The organism is Leucobacter sp. UCD-THU (assembly GCF_000349545.1).
In the GTDB taxonomy this organism is placed as follows: Bacteria; Actinomycetota; Actinomycetes; order Actinomycetales; family Microbacteriaceae; genus Leucobacter; species Leucobacter muris.
In genome coordinates this window covers 255,703-280,515 of record NZ_KB714603.1, presented here as the reverse complement: position 1 = coordinate 280,515, position 24,813 = coordinate 255,703, and the positions used below count along the sequence as shown (strand labels likewise).

At 70.4% G+C, this 24,813-nt stretch carries 21 protein-coding genes and 3 tRNA genes; 14 read left to right on the top strand and 10 right to left on the bottom strand.

What is annotated here, in order from left to right; translation table 11 throughout:
- The first annotated feature begins 257 nt into the window (after positions 1-257).
- The 5 genes from dnaG to H490_RS27520 all read left to right on the top strand — a co-directional run bounded on the left by dnaG (position 258) and on the right by H490_RS27520 (position 3,912).
- On the top strand, positions 258-2,129 hold the full coding sequence (gene dnaG, locus H490_RS27540) for a DNA primase (protein ID WP_017884732.1): 1,872 nt from the start codon (positions 258-260) through the stop codon (positions 2,127-2,129).
- Positions 2,130-2,140: 11 nt separating this feature from the next.
- Complete coding sequence (locus H490_RS27535) at positions 2,141-2,989, top strand: ABC transporter ATP-binding protein (RefSeq protein ID WP_017884731.1); 849 nt, start codon at positions 2,141-2,143, stop codon at positions 2,987-2,989.
- 89 nt (positions 2,990-3,078) lie between these two features.
- Positions 3,079-3,151 (top strand) — tRNA-Asn (locus tag H490_RS27530).
- Positions 3,152-3,206: 55 nt separating this feature from the next.
- A complete protein-coding gene (locus H490_RS27525) occupies positions 3,207-3,764 on the top strand; it encodes a gamma carbonic anhydrase family protein (RefSeq protein WP_017884730.1) in 558 nt (185 codons plus the stop codon).
- Between the two features lie 77 nt (positions 3,765-3,841).
- Positions 3,842-3,912, top strand: a tRNA-Gly gene (locus tag H490_RS27520).
- A 372-nt stretch (positions 3,913-4,284) separates the two neighbouring features.
- Here H490_RS27520 and H490_RS27515 read toward each other — a convergent pair.
- Positions 4,285-4,929 carry a phosphoribosyltransferase gene (locus H490_RS27515; protein WP_017884729.1) on the bottom strand — a complete coding sequence of 215 codons (645 nt, stop codon included), beginning with the start codon at positions 4,927-4,929 and terminating at the stop codon, positions 4,285-4,287.
- A gap of 189 nt (positions 4,930-5,118) precedes the next feature.
- Here H490_RS27515 and H490_RS27510 point away from each other — a divergent pair.
- The 5 genes from H490_RS27510 to clpX all read left to right on the top strand — a co-directional run bounded on the left by H490_RS27510 (position 5,119) and on the right by clpX (position 9,441).
- Positions 5,119-5,196 (top strand) — tRNA-Pro (locus H490_RS27510).
- 51 nt (positions 5,197-5,247) lie between these two features.
- Complete coding sequence (gene tig, locus H490_RS27505; protein WP_017884728.1) at positions 5,248-6,606, top strand: trigger factor; 1,359 nt, start codon at positions 5,248-5,250, stop codon at positions 6,604-6,606.
- 131 nt (positions 6,607-6,737) lie between these two features.
- Positions 6,738-7,358, top strand: a complete 621-nt coding sequence (locus H490_RS27500; RefSeq protein ID WP_228407375.1) for an ATP-dependent Clp protease proteolytic subunit — start codon at positions 6,738-6,740, stop codon at positions 7,356-7,358.
- Positions 7,359-7,385: 27 nt separating this feature from the next.
- On the top strand, positions 7,386-8,024 hold the full coding sequence (locus tag H490_RS27495; RefSeq protein ID WP_017884726.1) for an ATP-dependent Clp protease proteolytic subunit: 639 nt from the start codon (positions 7,386-7,388) through the stop codon (positions 8,022-8,024).
- 145 nt (positions 8,025-8,169) lie between these two features.
- Entirely contained in the window at positions 8,170-9,441 is a 1,272-nt protein-coding gene (clpX, locus tag H490_RS27490) for an ATP-dependent Clp protease ATP-binding subunit ClpX (RefSeq protein WP_017884725.1), read from the top strand.
- 78 nt (positions 9,442-9,519) lie between these two features.
- Here the strand turns inward: clpX and H490_RS27485 are convergent, their stop codons facing one another.
- The 6 genes from H490_RS27485 to H490_RS27460 form a co-directional block, all read right to left on the bottom strand.
- A complete protein-coding gene (locus tag H490_RS27485; protein WP_017884724.1) occupies positions 9,520-10,041 on the bottom strand; it encodes a hypothetical protein in 522 nt (173 codons plus the stop codon).
- An 11-nt stretch (positions 10,042-10,052) separates the two neighbouring features.
- Positions 10,053-10,334 carry a hypothetical protein gene (locus H490_RS27480; RefSeq protein WP_017884723.1) on the bottom strand — a complete coding sequence of 94 codons (282 nt, stop codon included), beginning with the start codon at positions 10,332-10,334 and terminating at the stop codon, positions 10,053-10,055.
- Positions 10,335-10,336: 2 nt separating this feature from the next.
- Positions 10,337-12,925: a valine--tRNA ligase gene (gene valS, locus H490_RS27475; RefSeq protein ID WP_017884722.1), complete on the bottom strand. Its 2,589-nt coding sequence runs from the start codon at positions 12,923-12,925 to the stop codon at positions 10,337-10,339.
- Between the two features lie 151 nt (positions 12,926-13,076).
- Positions 13,077-13,550 carry a GyrI-like domain-containing protein gene (locus tag H490_RS27470; protein WP_017884721.1) on the bottom strand — a complete coding sequence of 158 codons (474 nt, stop codon included), beginning with the start codon at positions 13,548-13,550 and terminating at the stop codon, positions 13,077-13,079.
- A gap of 302 nt (positions 13,551-13,852) precedes the next feature.
- Positions 13,853-15,469, bottom strand: a complete 1,617-nt coding sequence (locus H490_RS27465) for an ABC-F family ATP-binding cassette domain-containing protein (RefSeq protein ID WP_017884720.1) — start codon at positions 15,467-15,469, stop codon at positions 13,853-13,855.
- 161 nt (positions 15,470-15,630) lie between these two features.
- Positions 15,631-15,861, bottom strand: coding sequence for a hypothetical protein (locus tag H490_RS27460; protein ID WP_017884719.1), 231 nt, complete (start codon positions 15,859-15,861; stop codon positions 15,631-15,633).
- Positions 15,862-15,973: 112 nt separating this feature from the next.
- Here H490_RS27460 and H490_RS27455 point away from each other — a divergent pair, with 112 nt between their 5' ends.
- Positions 15,974-16,840, top strand: coding sequence for an NADPH-dependent oxidoreductase (locus H490_RS27455; protein WP_017884718.1), 867 nt, complete (start codon positions 15,974-15,976; stop codon positions 16,838-16,840).
- Between the two features lie 169 nt (positions 16,841-17,009).
- Here H490_RS27455 and H490_RS27450 read toward each other — a convergent pair whose 3' ends face one another.
- The 3 genes from H490_RS27450 to H490_RS27440 form a co-directional block, all read right to left on the bottom strand.
- A complete protein-coding gene (locus H490_RS27450) occupies positions 17,010-17,915 on the bottom strand; it encodes a glycine betaine ABC transporter substrate-binding protein (RefSeq protein WP_017884717.1) in 906 nt (301 codons plus the stop codon).
- Positions 17,916-17,992: 77 nt separating this feature from the next.
- A complete protein-coding gene (locus tag H490_RS27445) occupies positions 17,993-18,907 on the bottom strand; it encodes an ABC transporter permease (protein WP_017884716.1) in 915 nt (304 codons plus the stop codon).
- Positions 18,907-20,250: a quaternary amine ABC transporter ATP-binding protein gene (locus H490_RS27440; protein ID WP_051066209.1), complete on the bottom strand. Its 1,344-nt coding sequence runs from the start codon at positions 20,248-20,250 to the stop codon at positions 18,907-18,909. Before H490_RS27440 ends, H490_RS27445 begins: the two co-directional genes overlap by 1 nt.
- A 668-nt stretch (positions 20,251-20,918) precedes the next feature.
- On the opposite strand from H490_RS27440, the gene H490_RS32550 reads away from it, so the two are divergent.
- From H490_RS32550 to H490_RS31775, 3 genes are all read left to right on the top strand, one after another.
- Complete coding sequence (locus tag H490_RS32550) at positions 20,919-22,733, top strand: hypothetical protein (protein WP_017884714.1); 1,815 nt, start codon at positions 20,919-20,921, stop codon at positions 22,731-22,733.
- 345 nt (positions 22,734-23,078) lie between these two features.
- A complete protein-coding gene (locus H490_RS27430; protein ID WP_128386880.1) occupies positions 23,079-23,510 on the top strand; it encodes a hypothetical protein in 432 nt (143 codons plus the stop codon).
- Positions 23,511-23,593: 83 nt separating this feature from the next.
- The coding region (locus tag H490_RS31775) for a SpaH/EbpB family LPXTG-anchored major pilin (protein ID WP_238560346.1) at positions 23,594-24,813 on the top strand (1,220 nt) is incomplete at its 3' end.

Below are 24,813 nucleotides of genomic sequence, written 5' to 3'. Positions count from 1 at the left end.
TCAATACTGCGAGACGTTGTCTGCCGATAGGGGTGAGGGGTGCGTTAGCGTGGGGCATGAAGACCTCCGGTTGAGGACGTGTGTGTGGTAACCCACATCCTGCCGGAGGTCTTCTTTAGTCTGCTACGCGTTCACAACGTCCCAAGGAACTACACCTAGCGCCGGGTGCCGACGTGGCGCCGCCGTGACGAGGCTTCGACGGTCCCGCGACGGTCGCGCGAGACCCGAAGCGGCCGGCGAGACTAGACTCTGACACTATGGCAGGGCGGATCCGGGCGAGCGACATCGAGGAAGTGAAGCGCCGCACCAATCTCGCCGATCTCGTGGGAGACTACGTCACCCTGAAGAACGCCGGAATCGACTCGATGAAGGGCCTCTGCCCCTTCCACGACGAGCGCAGCCCCAGCTTCCACGTGCGGCCGGCGCTCGGCTACTACCACTGCTTCGGCTGCGGCGAGTCCGGTGACGCCTTCACCTTCCTGCAGCGGATGGATCACCTGACCTTCTCCGAGTCGGTCGAGCGCCTCGCGGCCCGCATCCACTACGTGCTCACCTACGAGGAGGGCGGCGAGCGGCGCCAGGACGGACCGAACCGGGCCCGGCTGCTCGCGGCGAACCAGGCGGCCGCCGCGTTCTACGTCTCCCAGCTCGCGAGCGAGGAGGGTGCGGCGGGGCGCGAGTTCCTCTCGCAGCGCGGCTTCGACCCCGCGGCCTGCGAGCGCTTCGGCGTCGGCTACGCGCCCCGCGGCTGGAACCACCTCACCGACCACCTGCGGAAGCAGGGTTTCACACCTCAGGAGCTCTCGCAGGCCGGCCTCGTCTCCGAGGGCCAGCGCGGGGTATACGACCGCTTCCGCGGGCGCGTGGTGTGGCCGATCCGCGACACGAGCGGCCAGACCCTCGGTTTCGGCGCCCGCAAGCTCTACGACGACGACAATGGGCCGAAGTACCTCAACACGCCCGAGTCGCCCGTCTACCACAAGTCTCAGGTGCTGTACGGGCTCGACCTCGCCAAGAAGGCGATCTCGCGAGGCAAGCGCGCGGTCGTGGTCGAGGGCTACACCGACGTGATGGCCTGCCATCTCGCGGGCGAGGAGGCCGCGGTCGCGACCTGTGGCACGGCGTTCGGCAAGGATCACATCGCGGTGCTGCGCCGCATCATGGGCGACGACGCCGCTGCCGAGGTCGTGTTCACGTTCGACCCCGACGAGGCAGGGCAGAAGGCCGCGCTGCGGGCGTTCAGCGAGGAGAAGCGGTTCACGGCGCAGACCTACGTGGCCGTCGCCCCCGGGGGCCTCGATCCCTGCGACCTGCGGCTGCACCGCGGCGACGAGGCGGTGCGCGAGCTCTTCACCCGCAAGACGCCGCTCTTCGAGTTCGCGCTGCGCCAGGCGGTCGCGCGCTTCGACCTCAACAGCGTCGAGGGCCGGGTGAACGCGCTGCGCGCCGCCGCGCCCATCATCGCCGAGATCAAGGACCCCTCCCTGCGCCCGGGCTACACGCGCGAGCTCGCCCGAATGCTCGGCAGCGAGCTCGCGGAGGTGCAGCAGGCGGTGCGCACGGTGGAGCGGAACCCGCGCGGCCGCGGCGAATCCGGGCCCCAGCCCGCGCCCCAGCAGCCCTGGGGCGACGCACCGCCCGAGCCGGAGCGCCCCCGCATCGGCCTCTCCTCGCTGCGCAACGCCCCCACGACCTGGCTCGAGCGCGACGCGCTCATGGCGATGCTGCAGCAGGGCGAGGCCGTCGGCTCGGATCTGCTGCAGCAGGCCGTCACGGCCCAGGTGCGCGAGCCGAACCTGCGGGTCGTGCGCGACGCGATCGCCACGGCGCTGCCCGCCCTCGGGACGCCGGCCTGGCTCGACACCGTGCTCGAGTCCGCCCCCGAGAGTCACCGCGGGCTCGCGCGCGAGCTCGCGATCGCCCCCATGCCGCAGCGCAGGCCCGAACTCATCGCGGCCTACGCCCGCGACGTGGTGATCTCGCTGCTCGACCGAGATCTGCTCGCCCTCAAGCAGGAGCTGCTCGCGCGTCATCAGCGCATCGGCGACGCCTCGGATCCCGGGGCGCGACGCATCCAGCAGCAGCTCGTCGCGCTCGAAGCGGCGCGTCGGGGGCTGCGCGAGGAGTAGGATCGTCAACCATGGCACACCCGGTACTCGACGCCGACCCGACGGTACAGGTCTCCGACCTCTCGCTCGCCTACCCGGCTCACGCCGGCGGGCGCGAGTTCCAAGCAGTCGAGGGGGTGAGCTTCGAGGTCGCCCGCGGGGAGGTCGTCGCGCTGCTCGGCGAGAGCGGATCCGGCAAGTCCACGCTCACCCGGTTCCTCGCCGGCCGCGCCGCCGATGCGGGCGAGAAGGCCGCCCGCATCAAGCTCACCGGCGGCGCCGCCACGGTGTTCGACGTGCCCATGCGGCGCCTCAGCCGCCGCACCCGTTCGCGGCTCACCGCGTACGTCGGCCACCTGGCACAGGATGCAGGGGCGACGCTCACCCCCGAGCTCAACGTGGGCGACATCCTCTTCGAACCCATCGTCGAGCGCAGCAAGCACTTCGATCGCGAAGCGCTCGGCGAGCGCATCGCCGAGATGATGGACATCGTCGCCCTGCCGCTCGCGAAACTGCAGGAGTACCCCTACGAGCTCTCGAAGGGCCAGCGCCAGCGCGTCGCCGTGATGCGCTCGCTCATGCTCGATCCGGCGCTCCTCATCGCCGATGAGCCCACGCTCGGCGTCGACGCCAACAACCGGCCCAAGATCGTCGAGTTGCTGCGCTGGTACCGCGAGCGCACCGACGCCACCATGCTGCTCATCAGCCACGACATCGGCATGCTCGAGGCGCTCGTGCAGGAGGTGCTCGTCATGCAGCACGGCCGCGTCGTGGGGCAGGGCGACATCAACGAGATCTTCAGGCACGCGGATCACGGCTACGTTCAGCAGCTCGCGCAGGCGCTGCGGGCCACCGCGTACGACGAGATCGCCGAGGAGTAGCGGCTCGACGCGCCTCGCCCGGGGGCCCCGCACCGATTTGCACCGCCACAATCGCGCTTGCTAACATAGAGGGGTTGCTGCGGCAATGATCCCCTGTAGCTCAGTTGGCAGAGCGCTTGACTGTTAATCAGGATGTCGCTGGTTCGAGCCCAGCCGGGGGAGCAAACAAGCCCTCACCTGCACGGTGAGGGCTTTCTGCTATCCGAAGGAGGACGCGATGGGCGAGCAGCACCCCGACCACCACGGCAGCATCATCCCGGTCGAGCCCTACGGCGCTCCCCGTGTGCACCCTTCGGCGTGGATCGCGCCCGGTGCCGCGGTCGTCGGCGACGTCGTGGTGGGCGAGCAGTCGAGCATCTGGTACAACGCCGTCGTGCGCGGCGACTCGAACTCCGTGCGCATCGGCGCGCGCAGCAACGTGCAGGACGGGGTCGTCATCCACACGCAGCGCGGCGACGGCGGGGCGGCGCTCATCGGCGACGACGTCTCGATCGGGCACAACGCCGTCGTGCACGGCGCGGTGATCGAGAACGGCTGCCTCATCGGCATGAACTCCACCGTGCTCAGCGGCGTGGTGGTGGGGGAGGGATCCCTCATCGCGGCCGGCGCGCTCGTGCCCCAGTCGACCGTGATCCCGCCGCACTCGCTCGTCTCCGGCATCCCGGGCCGCGTCGTGCGCGAGCTGCGCGACGCCGACCGCGAGGCCGTGCGGCAGAACGCCGAGGTCTACGCCGACTACACCGAGCACCACCGCAGCGCGACGCGCGCGCCGTGACCCGGATGTGCGAAGCGCCGCCCGCCATGCACTATGATCGGTGAGGTGCTCCGGCACACCCGTGCTGCTCGCAGCTCGGGGCTGTAGCTCAATGGTAGAGCCCCAGTCTTCCAAACTGGTTACGCGGGTTCGATTCCCGTCAGCCCCTCCGCAGAAACCCTCCACTTCGGTGGAGGGTTTCGTGTTTCGGCGCCGTCGGGAATCTTCGAGAACCCGGAACTGGCGCCGAGGGCGGCGCCAGCGGCGTGGCCGCGCAACGCTGGCGCGTTGCCCCAAGCGGCCGGCCGGGGTTCGATTCCCGTCAGCCCCTCCGCAGAAACCCTCCACTTCGGTGGAGGGTTTCGTGTTTCGGCGCCGTCGGGCCCCCGAGCACCCGGCACCGCCGCCGAGGCGCTTCTCCGAGCACCGATCGACGCTCGAGCACCCGGTTCTCGCCGTTCGAGGTGCTTGAACGTCGATCGGTGCGGATGGGGGCTGTCGAGGCTTCGGAGTCGGCGCCTCGGAGTCGGCGCTTCGGGGTCTAAGGCTGCTCCCGGGCCTCGCCCAGCAGCCGCACGACCTCCTCGTCCTCGACCTGCGCGAAGTCGACGTAGTACTGGCCGACCGCCATGAACCCCGCCGGAGCAGACAGGCAGACGACCTCGTCTGCCGCGTCGAAGACCGCGAGGGCATCGGGCGGCGCCACCGGAACCGCCAGCACCACCCGCGCCGCCCCGCGCGCCCGCGCGATCCGGCACCCGACGGCCGCCGTCGCGCCCGTCGCCATGCCGTCGTCGACGACGATCGCGGTGCGCCCGTCGAGCGGCACCGGCTCCCGCCCGCCTCGGAAGCGCCAGATGCGCTGCGCCACCTCGGCCCGTTCGCGCCTCTCGGAGCGCTCGAACTCGACCGCGGAGACACCCGCCGATCCGAGCACCCCGGTGTTGCGCACGATCGCGCCCTCCTCGCCGACGGCGCCCATCGCCACCTCCTCGTGGTGCGGCACCCCGAGCTTGCGCACGACCAGCACGTCGAGCGGCGCCCGGATCCTGCGGGCGACCTCGGCGGCCACGGGCACCCCGCCCCGGGGCAGCCCGAGCACCACGGCGTCGGTGCCGGCGTACTCCTCCGCGAGCCGCTCGCCGAGCAGACGGCCGGCCTCGATCCGGTCCTGAAGGACTCGCATGATTCTCACCCCTTCCTCCGGTCTACCCGCGAGGACCGGGCGCGTCAAGGGCGCGCCCGGAGGCGGCCGGATCCCGCGTTCCGCCGGGCGCTCCCTCCCATCGCGGGGATGCATGTTCCCGGGCAGATTCGGCTAGACTTGCTCGGGTTGCGCGCTTTCGCGCGTCTCGACCGTGAAACCTGCCGGTTTCGGGGCGTAGCTCAGCTTGGCTAGAGCGCCCGCTTTGGGAGCGGGAGGTCGCAGGTTCGAATCCTGTCGCCCCGACCAGGGTCACCCGGCCCGAGAAGCAGCACGACATTCCGACGATGAGAGGCCAAATTGCCGAAGACGACCGCTGAGAAGCTCACTCCGACCCGCGCCAAGCTGAGCGTCGAGGTCACGCTCGACGAACTGGAGCCGTACCTCAAGCAGGCGTACAAGACCATCGCCGAGCAGGTCTCGATCCCCGGTTTCCGCAAGGGCAAGGTGCCCGCGCCGATCATCGACCAGCGCGTCGGCCGCGAGGCCGTCGTGCAGGAGGCCGTCAACGCCTCGCTCGACGACTTCTACCAGGCCGCTCTCGCCGAGGCCGATGAGCGCCCCATGGGCCGCCCCACCGCCGACGTCGAGAAGTGGCTCGACGCGCAGGATCCGGAGAGCACCCTCGTGCTGGTCTTCGAGGTCGAGGTGCGCCCCGAGTTCACCCTGCCCGAGTACGACGGCATCGAGCTGACCGTCGACGACGCCGAGATCGACGACGAGGCGGTCGAAGCCGAGCTGACCAAGCTGCGCGAGCGCTTCGGCACCCTCGTGACGGTCGACCGCCCGGCCAAGCAGGGCGACTTCGTCGAGCTCGATCTCACCGCCAAGATCGACGGCAACGAGGTCGATCAGGCGAGCGGCGTGTCGTACGAGGTCGGCGCGGGCAACCTGCTCGCCGGCACCGATGAGGCCATCGAGACCCTCACCGCGGGCGAGTCCACCACCTTCACCTCGCAGCTGCTGGGCGGCGAGCACGAGGGGCAGGACGCCGAGGTCGAGGTCACCCTCACCGCCGTCAAGGAGCGCGAGCTTCCCGAGGCCGACGACGAGTTCGCCCAGCTGGCGAGCGAGTTCGACACCATCGCCGAGCTGCGCGAGAGCCTGAAGGATCAGGTGGGCCGCGCTTCGGTCTTCGCGCAGGGCCAGCAGGCTCGCGACCTCTTCACCGAGACTCTCATCGAGCAGGCCGGCATCCCGGTCTCCGAGGAACTCGTCGAGGACGAGGTGCACCGCCACCTCGAGGGCGAGGGCCGCCTGGACGACGACGAGCACCGCGCCGAGGTGCGCAAGTCGGCCGAGCAGCAGATCCAGCTGCAGCTGCTGCTCGACGCGATCGTCGAGGCCGAGGGCGTCACGCCCACGCAGAACGAGCTGTCGCAGTACATCTTCCAGTCGGCGCAGCAGTACGGCATGGAGCCCACGCAGTTCCTGCAGGCGATCAGCCAGGGCAACCAGATGGGCGTCATCCTGGGCGAGGTCACCCGCAACAAGGCCCTCGCCATCGCGCTCGGCAAGGCCAAGGTCGTCGACCGGTCCGGCAACGCCGTCGATCTGAGCGAGTTCACCGCGGTCGACTCCGAGGACGAGGCTGCGGCCGAGGTCGTCGAAGAGGCCGAGGAGATCGTCGAGGCGGCCGAGGAGGCCGACGAGAAGTAACGCGTCGCTCATCGCAACGCGGTGATGTGCGGATTCCCCCGGGCGGCTGTTCACCAGCGGCCCGGGGGTTTTCCGTCTCTGCGCCCGAACACGCCTAGGGCGAACACGGCCACCGGATCCGGATCGAGTCGATACGCTCGAATCAAGCAACTACGAAGGAGCACCGAATGGCAGAACAGACGCCACCGAACAGCGTGTTCGAACGCCTGCTGAAGGATCGCATCATCTGGCTCGGATCAGAGGTTCGCGACGACAACGCGAATGAGATCTGCGCGAAGATCCTGCTGCTCGCCGCCGAGGATCCCGAGGCCGACATCTACCTCTACATCAACTCGCCCGGCGGCTCGATCACCGCGGGCATGGCGATCTACGACACGATGTCGTTCGTGCCGAACGACATCGTCACCGTGGGCATCGGTATGGCCGCCTCGATGGGGCAGTTCCTGCTGACCGCGGGCACGCGGGGCAAGCGGTACATCACCCCGAACGCGCGCGTGCTGCTGCATCAGCCGCACGGCGGCTTCGGCGGCACCGCGAGCGACATCCAGACGCAGGCCCAGCTCATCACGTCGATGAAGAACCGCCTCGCCGAGATCACGGCGGCGCAGACCGGCAAGACGGTCGAGCAGATCAACGAGGACGGCGATCGCGACCGCTGGTTCACCGCTGATGAGGCGCTCGAGTACGGCTTCGTCGATTTCATCCGCGACTCGGCGGCCGACGTGGTCGGCGGCGGCGGCACGAACCGGTAGGCGCGAGAGAAAGTGAACGAAGGTCATATGAAGATCGAGATGCCCAGCTCCCGCTACGTGCTGCCCTCCTTCGAGGAGCGCACCGCCTACGGGTACAAGCGCCAGGACCCCTACGCCAAGCTCTTCGAGGATCGCATCATCTTCCTCGGCGTGCAGGTGGACGACGCGTCGGCCGACGACGTGATGGCCCAGCTGCTCGTGCTCGAGAGCCAGGATCCCGAGCGCGACATCACCATGTACATCAACTCGCCGGGCGGTTCGTTCACCGCGATGACGGCGATCTACGACACGATGCAGTACATTCGTCCGCACGTGCAGACGGTGTGCCTCGGGCAGGCGGCCTCGGCCGCTGCCGTGCTGCTCGCGGGCGGCACGCCGGGCAAGCGGCTGGCGCTGCCCAACGCGCGCGTGCTGATCCACCAGCCCTCGACCGGTCAGGCGGGCCACGGGCAGGCTTCGGACATCGAGATCCAGGCCCGCGAGATCCTCCGCATGCGCGAGTGGCTCGAGGAGACCCTCTCGAAGCACTCGAAGCGCAGCATCGAGGAGGTCAACCGCGACATCGATCGCGACAAGATCCTCAGCGCCCAGGAGGCCCTCGAGTACGGGCTCGTGGATCAGGTGCTGACCAGCCGCAAGAACCCGCAGCCGGTCATCTCCCAGTAGTCGAAGGATCGCCGGCCGCAGCCCTCGTGCTGCGGCCGGCAGGCCCCTCGAGGGGCCCGCCACGGCGCGCCCCACCCGTGAATGTCAGTGGTCCCGGATAGTCTCTGAGTGTCTCGTTTCCGTTCGAGTGTGAAGGAGCCCCCGCATGGCGAGAATCGGCGAAAGCAGCGAGCTGCTCAAGTGCTCCTTCTGCGGCAAGTCGCAGAAGCAGGTGCAGCAGCTCATCGCCGGCCCGCAGATCTACATCTGCGACGAGTGCGTCGCGCTCTGCAACGAGATCATCGAAGAGCGCATGGCCGAGCACCAGAGCGCCGAGCCCTCAGATTTCACGCTGCACAAGCCCCGCGAGATCGCCGAGTTCCTCGACGAGTACGTGATCGGTCAAGATCGGGCCAAGCAGTCGCTCGCCGTGGCCGTCTACAACCACTACAAGCGGGTGCGCGCCGCCTCTGCCCTCACGAGCGCCGATACGGCATCCGAGCAGGTCGAGATCGCCAAGTCGAACATCCTGCTGATCGGCCCCACGGGCTGCGGCAAGACCTACCTCGCCCAGTCCCTCGCGCGTCAGCTGGGTGTACCCTTCGCCGTCGCCGACGCAACGGCACTCACCGAGGCGGGCTATGTCGGCGAAGACGTCGAGAACATCCTGCTGAAGCTGCTGCAGGCCGCAGACTTCGACGTGCAGCGCGCCGAGACCGGCATCATCTACATCGACGAGATCGACAAGATCTCGCGCAAGGCCGAGAACCCCTCGATCACCCGCGACGTCTCGGGCGAGGGCGTGCAGCAGGCGCTGCTCAAGATCCTCGAGGGCACCGTCGCCTCGATCCCGCCGCAGGGGGGCCGCAAGCACCCCAATCAAGAGTTCCTGCAGCTCGACACCACCAACATCCTCTTCATCGTCGCCGGCGCCTTCGCGGGCCTCGAAGAGATCATCGGCTCCCGGCTCGGCAAGGGCGGCATCGGCTTCGGCTCGCCGGTCGCGAGCAAGCGCGACGACGATCGTCTGTTCGCCGAGGTGCAGCCCGAAGACCTGCACAAGTTCGGCCTCATCCCCGAGTTCATCGGCCGCCTGCCCGTCGTGGCCACGGTCGACCCGCTCGACGTGTCGGCGCTCACCCGCATCCTCACCGAGCCCCGCAACGCGCTCGTCAAGCAGTACCAGCGCATGTTCGAGATCGACGGCGTCGACCTCGAATTCGAAGACGCCGCGCTCGAGGCGATCGCCGAGCAGGCCGTCGCACGCAAGACGGGCGCCCGAGGCTTGCGCGCCATTCTCGAGAGCCTGCTCGGGCCGGTGATGTTCGAGGTGCCCTCCGACGGCGACGTCACGAAGGTGATCGTCACCCGGGAGTCGGTGCTGGGCGACGCGGCGCCGCGGGTGCTGCAGTCGCGCCGGGGCCGCGAGAGCGCCTAAGGCGCCGCGGCCGCGAAAGCGCGGAACGTGCCGGGCGGCGAAAGCGCGCGACGCGCCGGGCGTCGCGCGTTCTGACACTCAGCTGCCGGACGAGGTGATGTCGTAGCTGAGCAGCACCGAGCCGTCGTCCTGCGGCAGCATGAGGGCGAACACGTCGAGCCCCGAACCCTGCAGTGTCGCAGAGGCGTCGCGCTCCACGCCGCCCTGCTGATCCGACACCTCGAAGCCGCCGGTCTCGATGACCTCGGTCCACTGCGTCGCGGCGGTCGACGCGTCTTTCGCTCGCAGCACCACGAACCAGTCGCCCGCGCTGCGCTCGCCCGCGTCGTCGATGACCGCTCCCCGGGGCAGCTCGAATCGGTCGGTGGGGAAGCTCTCGGGCAGCTCGGTCTTCTTCTGCGACGCCTCGTCGGGGATCTCTGCGCGCTGGCCCTGATCCTCGGAGGCTTCGCCCGAGGCGAGCTGATCCTTGGTCTTCGCGCCGGCGATGTCGTCGGTCTCGGGCGCGCAGGAGGCGAGCGAGACGGTGAGCAGCGCGGCCAGCACGGCGGCCGCCATCGCACGCGTGCGGGGGAGGTGCAGGGGTTCGCGGGGGGTCATGTCATCGCCCTTCAGAGCAGCCAGTCGTCGTCTTCGTCTTCGTCGTCTTCAGATGCCGATGCCCGGTCAGAGGCCGGATCGGCGCCGTCGAGCACCAGCGGCCGCCCGGCGGCATCGAGGGTCACGATCACCGCGTGCTCGAGCGCGCAGCGGGGCCGCCCCTCGAGCCAGGTGAGCGTCCATGAGGAGGCCTCGGGGTGCTCGGCCTGCTGCGCGGCGATCGTCGCGTGCAGTGCCGGGGGCACGCTGCGGTGGGGCGGATCGCCCACCCGCCAGCGCGCCCCCAGCTGCATGATCAGGCCTCGGCCTGCTCGAGCTCGATCTGCGCCACCGTCACGGCGTCGACCTCGGCGGCCTCGATGCGCAGCTCGGCGATGCGGCCCACCGCGGCGAGGTCGTCGGCGGCGAGGGCGAGGCGATCGCGCGTCTCGGCGGGCGCCTGCACCACGGCGAGCGTGACCGGCGTGCGCTGGGAGGCCTTCGCGGCCGTCTTCGCGCCGCGCACGCCCACGAGGGCGCCGCCCACGAGGCTCAGCAATTCGGCGTCGGCGTCGGCGCCGGCGAGATCGCCGGCCTCGGCGGCGAGCGGCCAGGCTGCGCGGTGCACCGATCCCTCGCCGAACCACGACCAGACCTCTTCGGCGGCGTAGGGCAGGAACGGGGCGAGCAGCCGCACGAAGACCGAGAGCGCGGTGCGCAGCGCCGTCACGGCCGACGCCTGGGGCTGGCCTTCGCCGTTGTGCGCGCGCTCCTTGACGAGCTCGAGGTAGTCGTCGCAGAACGTCCAGAAGAACGACTCGGTGAGCTCGAGCGCGCGCGCGTGGTCGTACGCCTCGAACGCGCGGGTGGCGCCCTCGATCACGCGGGCGAGCCCGGCGAGCATGGAGCGGTCGAGCGCCTCGGTGACCGTGCCGGCGCCCGAGTCGTCGAACGAGAGCGTGAACTTCGCCGCGTTGAGCAGTTTGATGGCGAGCCGGCGGCCGATCTTGATCTGCGTGGGGTTCTGCGGGTCGAACGCGGCGTCGGTGCCCAGCTTCGCAGAGGCCGCCCAGTAGCGCACCGCGTCGGAGCCGTGCTGCTCGAGCAGGCCGGCGGGGGTCACCACGTTGCCCTTCGACTTCGACATCTTCTTGCGATCGGGATCGAGGATCCAGCCCGAGATGCCGGCGTTCTTCCACGGCAGCTGCCCGGCCTCGAGCTCGGAGCGCAGCAGCGTCGAGAAGAGCCAGGTGCGGATGATGTCCTGGCCCTGGGGGCGCAGGCTGTAGGGGTACACGAGGTCGAAGAGCTCGGGATCCCGCTCCCAGCCGCCGGCGAGCTGCGGCGTGAGCGACGAGGTCGCCCAGGTGTCCATCACGTCGACCTCGCCCTGGAAGCCGCCGGGCACGCCCCGCTGATCCTCGGAGTAGCCCGCGGGCGCGTCGCTCGACGGGTCGACCGGCAGCTGGTCCTCGGACGGCAGGATCGGCCGGTCGAACACGGGGTTGCCCTCGGCATCGAGCGGGTACCAGACCGGGATCGGCACGCCGAAGAAGCGCTGGCGCGAGATGAGCCAGTCGCCCGAGAGACCCTCGACCCAGTTCTCGTAGCGCACGCGCATGAAGTCGGGGTGCCAGTCGAGCTCGCGGCCGTGCGCGAGCAGACGCTCGCGCAACTGCTCGTCGCGGGCGCCGTTCTTGATGTACCACTGGCGGGTCGAGACGATCTCGAGGGGCTTGTCGCCCTTCTCGAAGAACTTGACCGGGTGGTTGATCTTACGGATCTCGCCGACGAGCTCGCCCGAGGCCTGCAGCGCCTCGACGACCGCGGCCTTCGCGCTGAACACGGTCTTGCCCGCGATCTGGGCGTAGGCCTCGCGGCCCCGCTCGCTCGTGATCTCCTCGGGCGCCTCCGAGATCACCCGTCCGTCGAAGCCGAGGATGGCCCGGTTCGGCAGGTCGAGCTCGCGCCACCAGATCACGTCGGTGACGTCGCCGAAGGTGCAGATCATGGCGATGCCGGTGCCCTTGTCCTGCTGCGCGAGGTGGTGCGCGACGATCGGCACCTCGACGTCGAAGAGCGGCGTGCGCACGGTCTGCCCGAAGAGGGGCCGGTAGCGCTCGTCGTCGGGGTGCGCCACGAGGGCCACGCAGGCCGCGAGCAGCTCGGGGCGGGTGGTGTCGATGAGGATGTCGCCGCCGCCGTCGGTGCGGTGGAAGGCGAGCGTGTGGTACGCGCTGGGCTGATCCCGGTCCTCGAGCTCGGCCTGGGCCACCGCGGTGCGGAAGGTCACGTCCCACAGCGTGGGAGCCTGCGCCTGGTAGGCCTCGCCCCGCTCGACGTTGCGGACGAACGCGAGCTGCGACGCCCGCAGCGACTCCTCGCCGATGGTGCGGTAGGTCTGGGTCCAGTCGACCGACAGTCCGAGCGTGCGCCACAGATCCTCGAACTGCTTCTCGTCTTCGACGGTCAGCCTCTCGCACAGCTCGATGAAGTTGCGGCGCGAGATGGGCTGCTGATCCGCCGCCTTCAAGCTCTTGCCGTCACCGCCCTCGTGCGGGGGCACGAAGCCCTCGACGTAGGGCAGCGACGGATCGCAGCGCACGCCGTAGTAGTTCTGCACGCGGCGCTCGGTGGGCAGGCCGTTGTCGTCCCAGCCCATCGGATAGAAGACGCGCTTGCCCTGCATGCGCTGGTAGCGGGCGACCGTGTCGGTGTGCGTGTACGAGAACACGTGGCCGACGTGCAGTGAACCCGAGGCGGTGGGCGGGGGAGTGTCGATGCTGTAGACCTCGGCCCGCTCGGCGCCGTCGCGGTCGAAGCGGTAGGTACCCTGCTCCTCCCATACCGGGCCCCACTTCTCTTCGAGGCCTTCGAGTTTCGGCTTGTCGGGGATCGCGCTCATGCAGGGCTCCGTCTTCGCTATGGGCGGCACCGCGTGGTCGATCGGCGTTGCCGATCTTGGTGCCTGATGGTCAACCCGATCAGTCTATCGGAGCGTTTCGACCGCGGCTCGTCCGGCGCGCGGCCCGGACGCGCCGTCGCCGCGCCCCTTCTCAGGCCTGCAGCGCGACTCCGATCAGCGTCTCGTTCTCGGCGGGATCGCCTCCCGGCTCCGGCTCCGTGAGGTACTGCTCCCAGGAGATCCCCGTCGGGGCGAGTCCCTGCTCCGAGATCCACGCGAAGAGGTGCTCGTAGGCGGCGGGCAGCAGCGCATAGTCGCCCTTCACCAGCAGCGTCGCGGCGCGCCCCGCGGGCAGGGTCTCGGCGCCGACCGGGCCGTCGGGAGAGAACGGCTGAGCGACCGGTACCGCGACCGAGAGGTCGAGTTCGGCATCCGGCTCCCCGTGCGTCACGCCCATGGGCGCCGAGACGGGCGCCACGCCCGCCCGGGCGAGGGCGCCGAAGATCTGCGGGTAGGCGCGGTCGTACAGCTCGCGCAGCGCGTCGAACGCGACCCTCTCGCGCACGACCGCGAGATGCTGCTCGGGACGTTCGACGATCTGCGGAACGGGGAACTGCTCGATCACGGTGGGCTCCTCTGCTCGGCTTCTCGCAGCGAACCCTCGCTGCTCGGTGCTGCGTCACGCCCGATCCTACGCACCCGGCAGCCGTCGCGCGAGGGGTCGGCGCCGATCGCCGGTCCGGGCTTCGCTGCCGCGCGGCGCCCCGCGTTTCGGAGCTCACCCGTGTTTCGGAGCTCCAGCCGTGTCTCGGATGGAATCGCCGGTTCCGCTCCGAAACACGGGTGAGCTCCGAAACACGGGCCGGGTCCGAAGCTCCAGCCGCGGCTGACGAAGCCCCGGAGCGCGTCGGGGCGCCGCGCGGCGCATCAGGCCCCCGCGAGCTCGACCGTCGGCCACTCCGCGAGATCGTTCAGCATGCCCCGGTCGTGCGTCGACACGATCACCGCGGCGTCCAGCCCGTCGAGGGCCTCGGTGAGCTCGTCGACGAGGGCGAGCGAGAGATGGTTCGTCGGCTCGTCGAGGATCAGCACGTCCGGCTGAGCGAGCAGCCGCAACGCGAGATCGAGGCGGCGCTGCTGACCGACCGAGAGCTCGCCGACCCGCTTGCGGCGCTCAGCGGCCCCGACCAGGCCGAGCGAGCCGAGGGGCGCGACCCGAGAGGCCGGGAGCGCGCCGCGCTGCACGAGCAGCTCGGCGCGAGAACGGTACAGCGCATCGGCGCTGCGGGATCCGGGGAGCTCGCTCTCCTGCGCGAGCAGCTCGATCGTCGCGCCGTCCCGCCGCCGCACGGTTCCGCCGTCGGGCTGCAGCTCACCCGCCAACAGCCCGAGCAGCGTCGACTTGCCGGCGCCGTTCGGGCCACGCACGAGTAGGCGGCCGCCGGCTCGCAGCGAGCAGCTGACGGGCTGCCGCAGCCGCGGCTCGAGCGTCGCTTCCTCGGCCGCCAGCAGTGTGCCGCGCAACCGCACGCGGTACTCGGGCGGCATGAGGCGCGCGGGGGGTTCGGGCACCTCGACGGTGTGCGCGTCGAGGTCGGCCTGCCTGCGTTTGACGCTCGTGACGAGACCCGCCGCGCGGGTCGCCCGCTGGTGCTTACCCGTTCCCTTCGGCGGTCTCCACCCGCTCACGAGTCGCTGGCGGGCCGCTTCGAGGTCGACGGCGAGCCTCGCCTCGGCGTCGAGTTGAGCGGCGTGCTCCTGCTCCCAGCGGGCGCGGTCAGCCGCCTTCCCCTGCCGGTAGCCGTCGTAGCCGCCGCCGTACGCGCGGGGGCGGCCGTCGGAGCTCGGGTCGAGGTCGAGAAAGGTGCAGCCGACGTCTCGCAGCAGCTGACGGTCGTGGCTCACCACGACGAAGCCGCCCGGTCGCATGCGCAGGCTCTCGGTGAGGAACTCGAGCGACGCGCCATCGAGGTGGTTGGTGGGCTCGTCGAGCAGCAGGATCCGGGCGTCGCCGCCCAGCAGACACGCGAGCCGCACCCGGTAGCGCTGGCCGACCGAGAGCTCTCGCAGCGGTCGCGCCCGGTCGGTCTCGGCCTGCAGGGCCTCGAGCGCGATCGTGACGCGGCGTTCGGCGTCCCACGCGTCGAGTGCGGTTGCGGCGTCGAGGGCCGCCGTGTAGGCGTGCTCGGCCGCCGTGCGCCCCTCGGCGAGCTCTGCGGCGGCGCGGTCGAGTTCGGCGAGGCCGGCGAGGGAGTCGGCGATCGCGAAGGCGATGGCGTCGCCGACGGTGCGCTCGGCGTCGACGGGCATCTCCTGCTCGGCGAAGCCGATCCGCCCCATCCGGCTCACGGTGCCGGCGGAGGGCGGGACCGCGTCGGGGGCGCCCGCGAGCAGGGCGAGCAGCGTCGACTTGCCGCGCCCGTTCTCGCCGACGACGGCGATGCTCGAGCGCTCGTCGACGGTCAGGTCGAGGCCTCTGATGACGGGGGAGCCCCCGCGGTGGATGGTGAGGTCGCGCGCCGTGATCTGGGCGCGCGCGGGCATGGGTGATGCGTGCGGCATTGAGGTTCTTTCTTCATCGAGCACCGGGTGCGGCGGATCGCCGCACGGCAGCGGTGCGTGTCAGGGGTCGCTTGCGAGGCGAACCCTTAGATGAAGAAGTACAGGCGCATGGGGCCCATTCTAGCGGTCTCGGCTCCGGGAGGCTACGCCACGGCCCGGGCCGCGGCATCGCCCCGGTTCGCGGCGGATCGTTTCGCCACGCTGAGGCGATCCCTCAGTTCGGCTGCCAGCGCGCCCAGCGCGGTGTTGCAGGCGGTGAGCTCGTCGTGCAGACGCTCGCGGTTCAGCGAATCGTGAGGGGCCGCTTCGACGTCGAGTGTCGCGTCGCGAGCGGTGTCGAGCCGCAGCGCGAACTCGGCGACGTGCAGCAGCACCGCCTCGTTGTCGCCGCTCGTCGGCGATCGAGCACGGGCCCCGCACGGCGGATCTCGGCGGCCGCGCCACGACCGACGACTTCAGCGCTGCGGTGATCGAGGGCCTCGCGCGATGAGCGGACACGGCGGGATCCAGAACCGATTCGAGCTCGAGGGGATCGAGCTGCCGAGCGCCTGGGCGAGCGAGACGATGCGCACGATCGCAGCGCACGAGTCTCGCCGAAGCTTCACCGCCGAACCGCTGGGGGAGCAGGCGCTGACCGCGATCCTCACGGCGGCGCGCAGCGCACCCACCTCCTCGAACCTGCAGGCGTACAGCATCGTCGTCGTCCGCGATGTCGAGCGCAAGAACAGGCTGGCCGAACTCGTCGGCGACCAGCGGTGCGTGCGCGAAGCCCCGGTGATGCTCGTCTTCTGCGCCGACATCTTCCGGCTCCGAGCAGTGTGCGAGCGCCAAGGGCAGCCGTTCGCCGCGGACACGCTCGAGATGTTCCTGCTCGCATCCGTCGATGCGGCGCTCTGCATGCAGAACGCCCTGACCGCGGCGGAGTCGGTCGGCCTCGCCGGCGTGCCGATCGGTTCGGTGCGCAACGAGCCCGACGCGGTCGCGGCGGAGCTCGCCCTTCCCCGTGGGGTGTTCGCCGTCGTCGGGCTGGCGCTCGGGAGCCCACGAGACTCCGGGCGAGGGGTCAAGCCGAGACTGCCGGTGGAGGCGACGGTGCATCGGGAGCGCTACTCGGCCGAACGTCTCGACGAGGCGCTCGAGGCCTACGACCGGGCGACGATCGCGCGCGGCATCTATCGGGGCCGGCACGTGCCGGCGGGCGGCGATCCCGAGCTGGATGCGGACGACGAGGATCGCTACGGCTGGTGCGAGCACACCGCGCGGCGCTGCAGCAACCCCGAGCACCTGGGCGCCGCCAGCCTCAGGAGGCATCTGCGCGAGCAGGTGCGACGGCGCGGGTTCTCACTCGACTGACGGACGGCCCTCACGGGTGCGCGGGCCCGAGCCGGTGCAGGGTCCGCCGTCCACGCAGAGCAGAGGAGCCCCGTTCCGCTGCCCCGCCGAAACGGCGGTGCAACGGAGCGGGGCTCCTCGGTGTTCGCCGGCCCCGGCGCAGGCGCTGCGCCGGGGGCCGTGAGGACGACTAGTCGGCGATGAGGCCGGGGAAGGCGTCAGGGTGCTCGGCGAGCCACGCCTCGACGGCGCCCTCGGGGTCACCCTCGTACTCGTCGCCCGTCACGAGCGCTTCGAGCGAACCGTAGGCGGCGTCGTCGAGCTGGATGCTCTCGATGAGCTCGGCCGCCTCGGGGTACTGCTCCGAGAAGCCGCCCGTGGCGAGGAAGTGCAGGGCCTCGGGCTCGCCCATGGCGCCCTTCGGATCCTCGAGATCCTTCACGGGGAAGGCGTCGTTCGCCCAGAAGGGGCGCCACAGCGTGACGACGACGTCCTCCTCGTTGTCGATCTTCTCCTGCAGCGTGGCGAGCATCGTCGCGGTCGACGAGGTGACGAGCGAGTAGTCGCCGTCGAGGCCGTACTCGGGCATCATGACGGTCTCGGTCTGCTCGGTCAGGCCCGCGCTCGGCTCGATGCCGATGATCTCGCCGTCGAAGCGGTCGGCCTGGCCGACGAGATCCTCGATCGAGTTCACGTCGTCCATGTACTCGGGCACCGCGATGGTGAGCACGGCGTTGTCGTAGTAGGCGCCGAGATCCTCGAGCTGATCGCCGTACTGCTCCATGTAGGTGGCGTGCGTCTTCTCGGACCAGGCCGAGGGGTACACATCGATATCGCCGTTGGCGAGGCCCGTGTAGAGCACGGCCGCCTCGGTGAGCTCCTCCATCTCGACGTCGTAGCCGAGCTTCTCGAGCTGGTTCTCGAGCAGGTAGGCGGTGCTGAGGCCGTCGGTCCAGCTGGGCAGGAAGCCGAGGGTGATGGTGCCCTTGTCGCCGCCGTCGCCGTTCGCGGATCCGCCGTCGCTCGAGCAGCCGACGAGGGCGAGGCTGGCCGCCGCTCCGAGGGCGAGGATTCCGGTGAGCTTGCGCTTGATCATCGTGTTTCCTTTCTCTCCGCGCCCGGTGGCGCGGAACGGGGCTTGCGGCCCCGCGTGTTCATTCGTGGTCTTGCGGGTCAGTGGGCCGCGGCCGGCACGGACGCGGGGGAGGGCGTGCGCTCGTTGCGCTGCTTGCGCAGCACGCCGAGCAGCGACGACTTGTATTCGGCGGGGTTGCCGAGCGCGGCGGTCACGCGGTCGAGGAAGACGGCGAGGATCACGACGCTGAGGCCTGCCTCGACGCCCTTCGCGATGTTGAGGGTCGACAGCGCCGACACCACCTCCTTGCCCAGTCCGTTCGCGCCGGCCATACCCGCCACGACCGCCATCGAGAGGGCGAGCATGATGACCTGGTTGATGCCGGCCATGATGGTGGGGGTGGCGAGGGGCAGCTGGATGCCGCGCAGGATCTTTCCCGGGGTCGCGCCGAAGGCCTGGCCGGCTTCGACGGTCTCGGAGTCGACGCCGCGGATGCCGAGCTCGGTGAATCGCACGCCCGGCGGCAGTGAGAACAGCAGTGTGGCGAACACGCCCGGCACGAAGCCGACGCTGAAGAAGACGACCGCGGGGATCAGGTACACCAGCGAGGGCATGGTCTGCATGAAGTCGAGCACGGGGCGGATCACCGCGCTGAACCGGTCGCTGCGCGCGGCGAGGATACCCAGGGGCACCGCGATGATCACGGCGATCACGGCTGCGACGAGCACGAGCGCGAGCGTGAGCATCGCGTTCTCCCACTGGTCCATCGCGACGATGAGCAGCATCGTGACGGCGGTGCCGACCGCGAGCTGCCACGAGCGGACGAGCCAGCCGAGCAGCGCGAACACCAGGATCAGTGCCGCGAACGGGATCGCGACGAGCACGTCGGCGAGGCCTTCGACGAGCCAGCCGACGACGAGGGTGACGAAGTCGAGCAGCCACTTGAAGGCGCCCTTGAACCAATCGAGGGCGTCGGCGACCCAGCCGCCGAGGGGGATGCGGAAGCCGTCCATCAGTGCGCCTCCTCACTCGCGACCGGTGCTCCGGGCGCGCCGACCGCGCTCTCCTCGAGAGTCTGCGTGATCATGGCTGCGGGAACCTCCGGGGTGGGTTCGATGACCGGGATCTCGGTCGTGGTGGTCGGCAGGTCGGCGAGCGCCGCCAGCAGGGTCACGCGCGGTACGACGCCGATGAGGCGATCCTGCTCATCGGTCACGGCGACCGGCAGCGGGCTCTCGACGGCGAGTTCGAAGAGGTCGGCGATCAGCTGATCGCGCTTCACGATCGAGGGAGTCGGCCGCAGTCGTTCGGTGAGATCGGTGCTGCCCTCGCGCACCTGCCGCAGCACGTCCTTGTCGCGCACCACGCCGAGCAGCTTGCGCCCGGAGTCGGTGACGAAGCAGGCCGAGGTCTGCATGTCGCGCATCGTCTTGAGCGCCGTGCGGGGGCCGGCCGATGCGAAGACGACGGCGTGCGGCGGCTCCATGACGTCGCCGGCGGTGAGCACGCGCGCCCGATCCACGTCTTGCACGAACTGGGCCACGTAGTCGTTCGCCGGGTCGGTGAGGATGTCGTTGGGGGTGCCCACCTGCACGATGCGGCCGTCGCGCATCACCGCGATGCGATCGCCCAGGAACATGGCCTCGTTGAGGTCGTGCGTGATGAACACGATCGTCTTGCCGAGCTCCTGCTGCAGCTCGATGAGCTGCTCCTGCATCTCACGGCGGATCAGGGGATCGAGCGCCGAGAAGGCCTCGTCCATGAGCAGGATGTCGGTGTCGGCCGCGAGGGCGCGGGCGATGCCGACGCGCTGCTGCATGCCCCCCGAGAGCTCGCCGGGGAAGCTGCGCTCCCAGCCGGCGAGGCCGACGCGTGCGAGCCAGCCGCGCGCCCGCTCCTGACGCTCGGCCGGGGCGACGCCCTGCAGCTCGAGGCCGTAGGCGACGTTGTCGAGCACCGTGCGGTGGGGCAGCAGCGCGAAGTGCTGGAACACCATCGACATGTGGTCGCGGCGCAGTTCGCGCAGTTCGGCTGCGCTGCGCCCCACGACCTCGCTGCCGTTCACCTTGATGGAGCCGTCGGTGGTCGGGTTGAGGCCGTTCAGCATGCGGATCAGCGTGGACTTGCCCGATCCCGAGAGGCCCATCACGACGAAGATCTCGCCCTTGCGCACCTCGAAGCTCGCGTCGATCACGGCGGCGGTCCCGTGCGCGCGCAGCTCATCTCGGGAGGCGCCCTGCTTGAGCTGCTTCACGACCTCCTTGGGCCGGCGCCCGAATACTTTGTAGGCGCGCTCCACCTCGATGGCGGGCGCGCCGTCGAGTGCCCTGTCGGGCTGTTCAGTTGTTCTGTTCACTTTTTCAACCCCTCTGGCGTGGGGACCGCGGAACCGCGGGCACACCGCTATGGAGTGCCGACGCGGCGCCGAAAAACGGCTCGCTCGAACCGCGGCCTCCCAACAGGCCGGATATCGTATTGCGGAATGCTCACCGGCCACCTGCCATCGCGCCTGCCTTCGGCTCGCCGTAGCTCAGCGAATTCGATCCGAGGGGCGCGACGAGCGGCATCAGATGTGCACTCGACGCTGCTTCGACGCTAACAACGTTCGGGGGCGACTTGCAAGGCGAGCGGGGTCGCGTCGTGCCCGAGGAGAGCCGTGTACTTCGGTCTGATCAGGAGTTTCATCACATCACCATCGTTATCCGGACGTTACACAGGCGGGGCTTCGGCGGCGTCGAACCACGCTCGGGTCGCACCCCGATACCGGCAGAACGCGTGCTCGGGTCGCGCCCCGATACCGGCAGACGCGTGCTCGGAGAGGTCCTTGGATGACCGCAAGCCATCCCGCCCGGTCTCAGGCTAGAGTTGACCCGGTATCCCCCTATCCCTTCGCGATGAGGTTCCCGTGCCCGATCCTTCGATGATGCGCCGCGTCGTTGCGACGCGTCCGCCGGGTTCGGCGCAGTGACGAGGCGGTGGGCCGGCGCGGGCCCTCGGCATCCCCGACGCGATCTCCACACGCAGGTGGACGGACTCTCGGTCGGTTTCAGCCCCGGCGACCTCGCCGAGCTGCAGCGCATCCAGCGACGCAAACGCGTCTTGTTCGCGGGCGGCGCCGTGGCCGTCGCCCTGCTGGTCGGCGGCGCGATGGTGATCTGGCTACCTCAGGCTCTCGGCGCGCTGCTGAGCGCGCAGTCGGCGCCGGGCGCCCAGGGCCCGGCCGGCGAACGCGGCGAAGCGGGCGAGATCGGCGCTCCCGGCACGCCCGGCGCCGTCGGCCCTGCGGGGCCCGCAGGGCCGACGGGAGCGAGCGGCGCGCCGGGCGCCGCCGGGCCCCCCGGTGCGGCCGGTCAGCCGGGGGCGCCCGGCGAGCCGGGTGCTCCGGTCTCCCCGTCACTCCTCGCCGAGGGATCGGGTCTCCGCGTCGATTCGGGCGCGCTGGGTCTGATGCTGTGCCCGGCGGGCCGCACGCTCGTCGCGACGGCCGAGGGCGGGTGGGAGTGCTCCGGCGGCCCCGTCACGGCCGGTGTCGCATACTCAGCCGAGAGCTGCGGCGCCGAAGGCGCGCAAGGCCTCGCTGTGGTCGACGGAGCGCTCGCCTGCACAGTGTCCGGCGGCGACGGTGCGGCGATCCCGGATCCCGAACCACCCCGGGATGCGCCCGCGGCGGAGACCCCGGCGCAGGAGGCTCCCCTCGCCGACGACCCGGTCGAGGCGACGCCCGCGGGCGGGGGCGCCGGATCGGTCGCGCCGCCGCTGCCCGTTGCGCAGCTGTCGCTGAGCACCGAGATCGGCGGCGCGCTCGGCATCCCGGTGCCGAGCTGCGAGTCGGGCGAGCGCGTTCGCTGGACGGGCGCCTCCTACGATTGCGGCGTCTCGGCCGAGCCGCCCGCCGACGCGTGCCCGGCGCCCGGCGAGGTCGACTACCTCGACGAGAGCGCGCTGCGCTTCACCGACGAGCAGGGGCGCGGGTGGCTGCGCCTCAACGGCCAGGAGTTGGTGCGCAGCGACTTCGCCGAGGTGCCCGACGCGCTCTTCACCGAGGGCGACCCGGTCGTGACGCCCGCGATGGACGCCGAGGTCGTCGGCGGCTACCGGGTCGCCGATTCGACCACCGTCGCCCCCGAGGGTGCGGTGGCGGCCTTCACGGTGTTCTCGCGGCCGGCGGAGCTCGGGATCGACGTCGCCGCCCTGCCCGCGTGGCAGACGGGCACGCCGCCGCTCGGCGAGTGGCTCTCGGTGTCGCTGCCCGAGCAGCGCACGGTGACACGCTACGCGCTGCAGGCTGCCGGGGATCCCGGGTCGGCCCCCGCCGAGTTCCGCCTCGAGGGCTCGAACGACGGCGCCTCGTGGGCCACGCTCGACACGCGCTCCGGCCTCGAATGGCAGCCGTACGAGGAGAAGACCCTCGAGGTGCTCTCGCCGCAGCAGTTCGGTCGGTACCGACTCGTGATGAGCCGCGCAGGGGCGGGCGGCTCGCCCGTCTCCGTGCTCGGGCTGCGGCTGCTGCACGCGAGCGACGCCCACCGCAACCTCGTGGCGCTGCCCGCGGTCGACGGGCTGCAGCCCTACACCCGCAGCGAAACGGCGTGCACGACCGCTGATCAGGCGAGGGCGCGGTCGCACAATCGCGGGCAGATCCTGCCGTGGGACGGCACCGCGACGGCCTGGGCCGATCCCGCGGTGCTGCGCTTCGATCACGCCACGGGACTGTTCGCGAAAGCGCTGCAGGTTGAGACGCTGCGCGATTCGGAGGGGCGCATCGGCGACGAGGGCGACGTGCTCACCGTGGTCGACGGCAAGATCAAGTGGGTGCCGCTCTCGCGGCTCCGCGGCTGAGTCGACCCGGGCACGAGCCGGCAGGGTGAGACTACCTGCGCCCGCGGGTGAAAAACGCCGCCCGAGGGTGATTGTTGCTCCGGTATAGCGCCTCCTGTCCGATACCGGGGGATACGCTGTGAGAACCATCCGGGGTCGAGGGTGCGTTGAGGGGAGCGACGCGGCATCGGGGTGATGTCGGCGTACCGTTCTTCGATCAGGAGGCTCTCCATGCGGGCTGGGGGCGTTGGTGCTGCGCGTTCGCGGGCGGGTCGCGGAGCGTTCTTCGGTGCGCGCCGGGCGGACTCATCGCGTTCGTCGCAGCTGCCGAGGCGCGACCGAGCACGGCTGCCGGTGCGCCGGGCGGTGGCATGGGCGGTCGCGGTAGGCGTGGTCGCGGGCGGTGCCGTGGTGGCGAACGGGCCGTTGGCCGAGGCGGCACCGGGCCCGAACCCGCAGGTGGAGTTCTCGCTCGCGCGGGTGTTCGACGGCACGGGGCACGGCACCTCGTCGGCGTCATTCGTGAACAGCGCAAACGGCTTCGCCCCCGGCGACGACACCGCGACCGACGGTGTGGTGCGACCGACGGGGTGCGGGGGCGACTCGGGTGCGTGCCGCGTGACGCTCACGACACCCCAGTGGTTCGCGTTCCCGCTGCCGGTGCTGGGCGGTGCGACCGTACTCGGCATCCTCACCTGGGGCGGCCTGATCGTCGCCGTCGGCCTGCTGGCGGCGGTGCTCCGGCGACGCCGGGGCCCGCACGCGGACGGGTCGGCGCCTGCTGAATCTATGAACTGAGTTGGTACGTAAGCAAGGATCCCCCCTCGGGTGGAAGAAGGGAACATCACATGTCGAGAACTACGAGGCGGTTGAGTGCCGCCGTGGCGGCGGTCGTGTTAGGGGCGACCGCGCTGATGGGGGTCGCGGTGTCTGCGGCGTCCGCGGCGCCGTCGAACATCGATCCGGATGAGCCGCGGAGTCTCACGATTCATAAGCTGTCGCAGCCGGCCAGTTCAGGCGCCGCCGGTGACGGGTCGGAGGTGCCGTCGGGCAGCCTGCCGGCAGGGGCGCTGCCGATCGACGGGGTGACCTTCACTGTGCGTGAGGTCACTGAGATCGGCGGGGTCGCCGTCGATCTCGAGACCGATGCCGGCTGGGCGCTGATCCAGCCCTATCTTGCGAATCCCGGCTCATTCACGACCGCGGGGAATACGCTCGTCCCGGCGGGAACCGGTGTGACCGGAGCAGCCGGCGTGCCCGGAGAGCTGGTATTCGATTCGCTGAACGTGGGGCTCTTCTATGTCGAAGAGACCGACGCTCCCGCGAACGTGAGTACGCGCGCACAGCCGTTCCTGGTGACGCTGCCGATGCCCACGACCGAGCCGGGCGTGTTCCGGTACGACGTGCACGCGTACCCGAAGAACCTAGCCACGACCGCGGTGAAAACGGTGAACGACACCGACTCGTACGCACTCGGCGATGTCATCACCTGGACCGTGTCGGGCAACATCCCCCTCTCGCCGGTGAGCGACTACCGGGTGGTGGATACGCTCCCCGCCGAACTCGCCTACGCGGCTTCTCCGGCACCGACGGTGACAATCCGTTCAGCCGCGGGCGCACCGGTTCAGCTCACCTCGCCCACCGACTTCACGGTCACTCCCGCGGGCGACGTCTACACGATGGAGCTGACCCCGCAGGGGTACGACGAGCTCTGGCTCGCCGGCGACAACGCGCAGGTCGATTTCACCATCGCGACGACGGTGACCTCGATTCCTTCGGACGGCACGATCACGAACACCGCGAAGGTCTTCATCGACAGCGCTGAGTTCGACGTACAGGCCGAGTCTTTGTGGGGTACGGCTCGTGTGAACAAGCATGCGCAGGGTGATGAGGATGCTCGTCTTGCGGGTGCGGAGTTCCAGGTGTTCGCCACCGAGGCTGCGGCGAACGCGGCGGCGGCTCAGGTCGCTGCGGGGGATCCGGTGACGGGTGGGCTCGAGTTCGGTGCGGGTTCGACCGCGGGGGCCGATCGCAAGACGTTCACCACCGCCGATCAGGGCGCCGATCACGGCTTCGTGGTGATCAACGGGCTGAAGGCGTC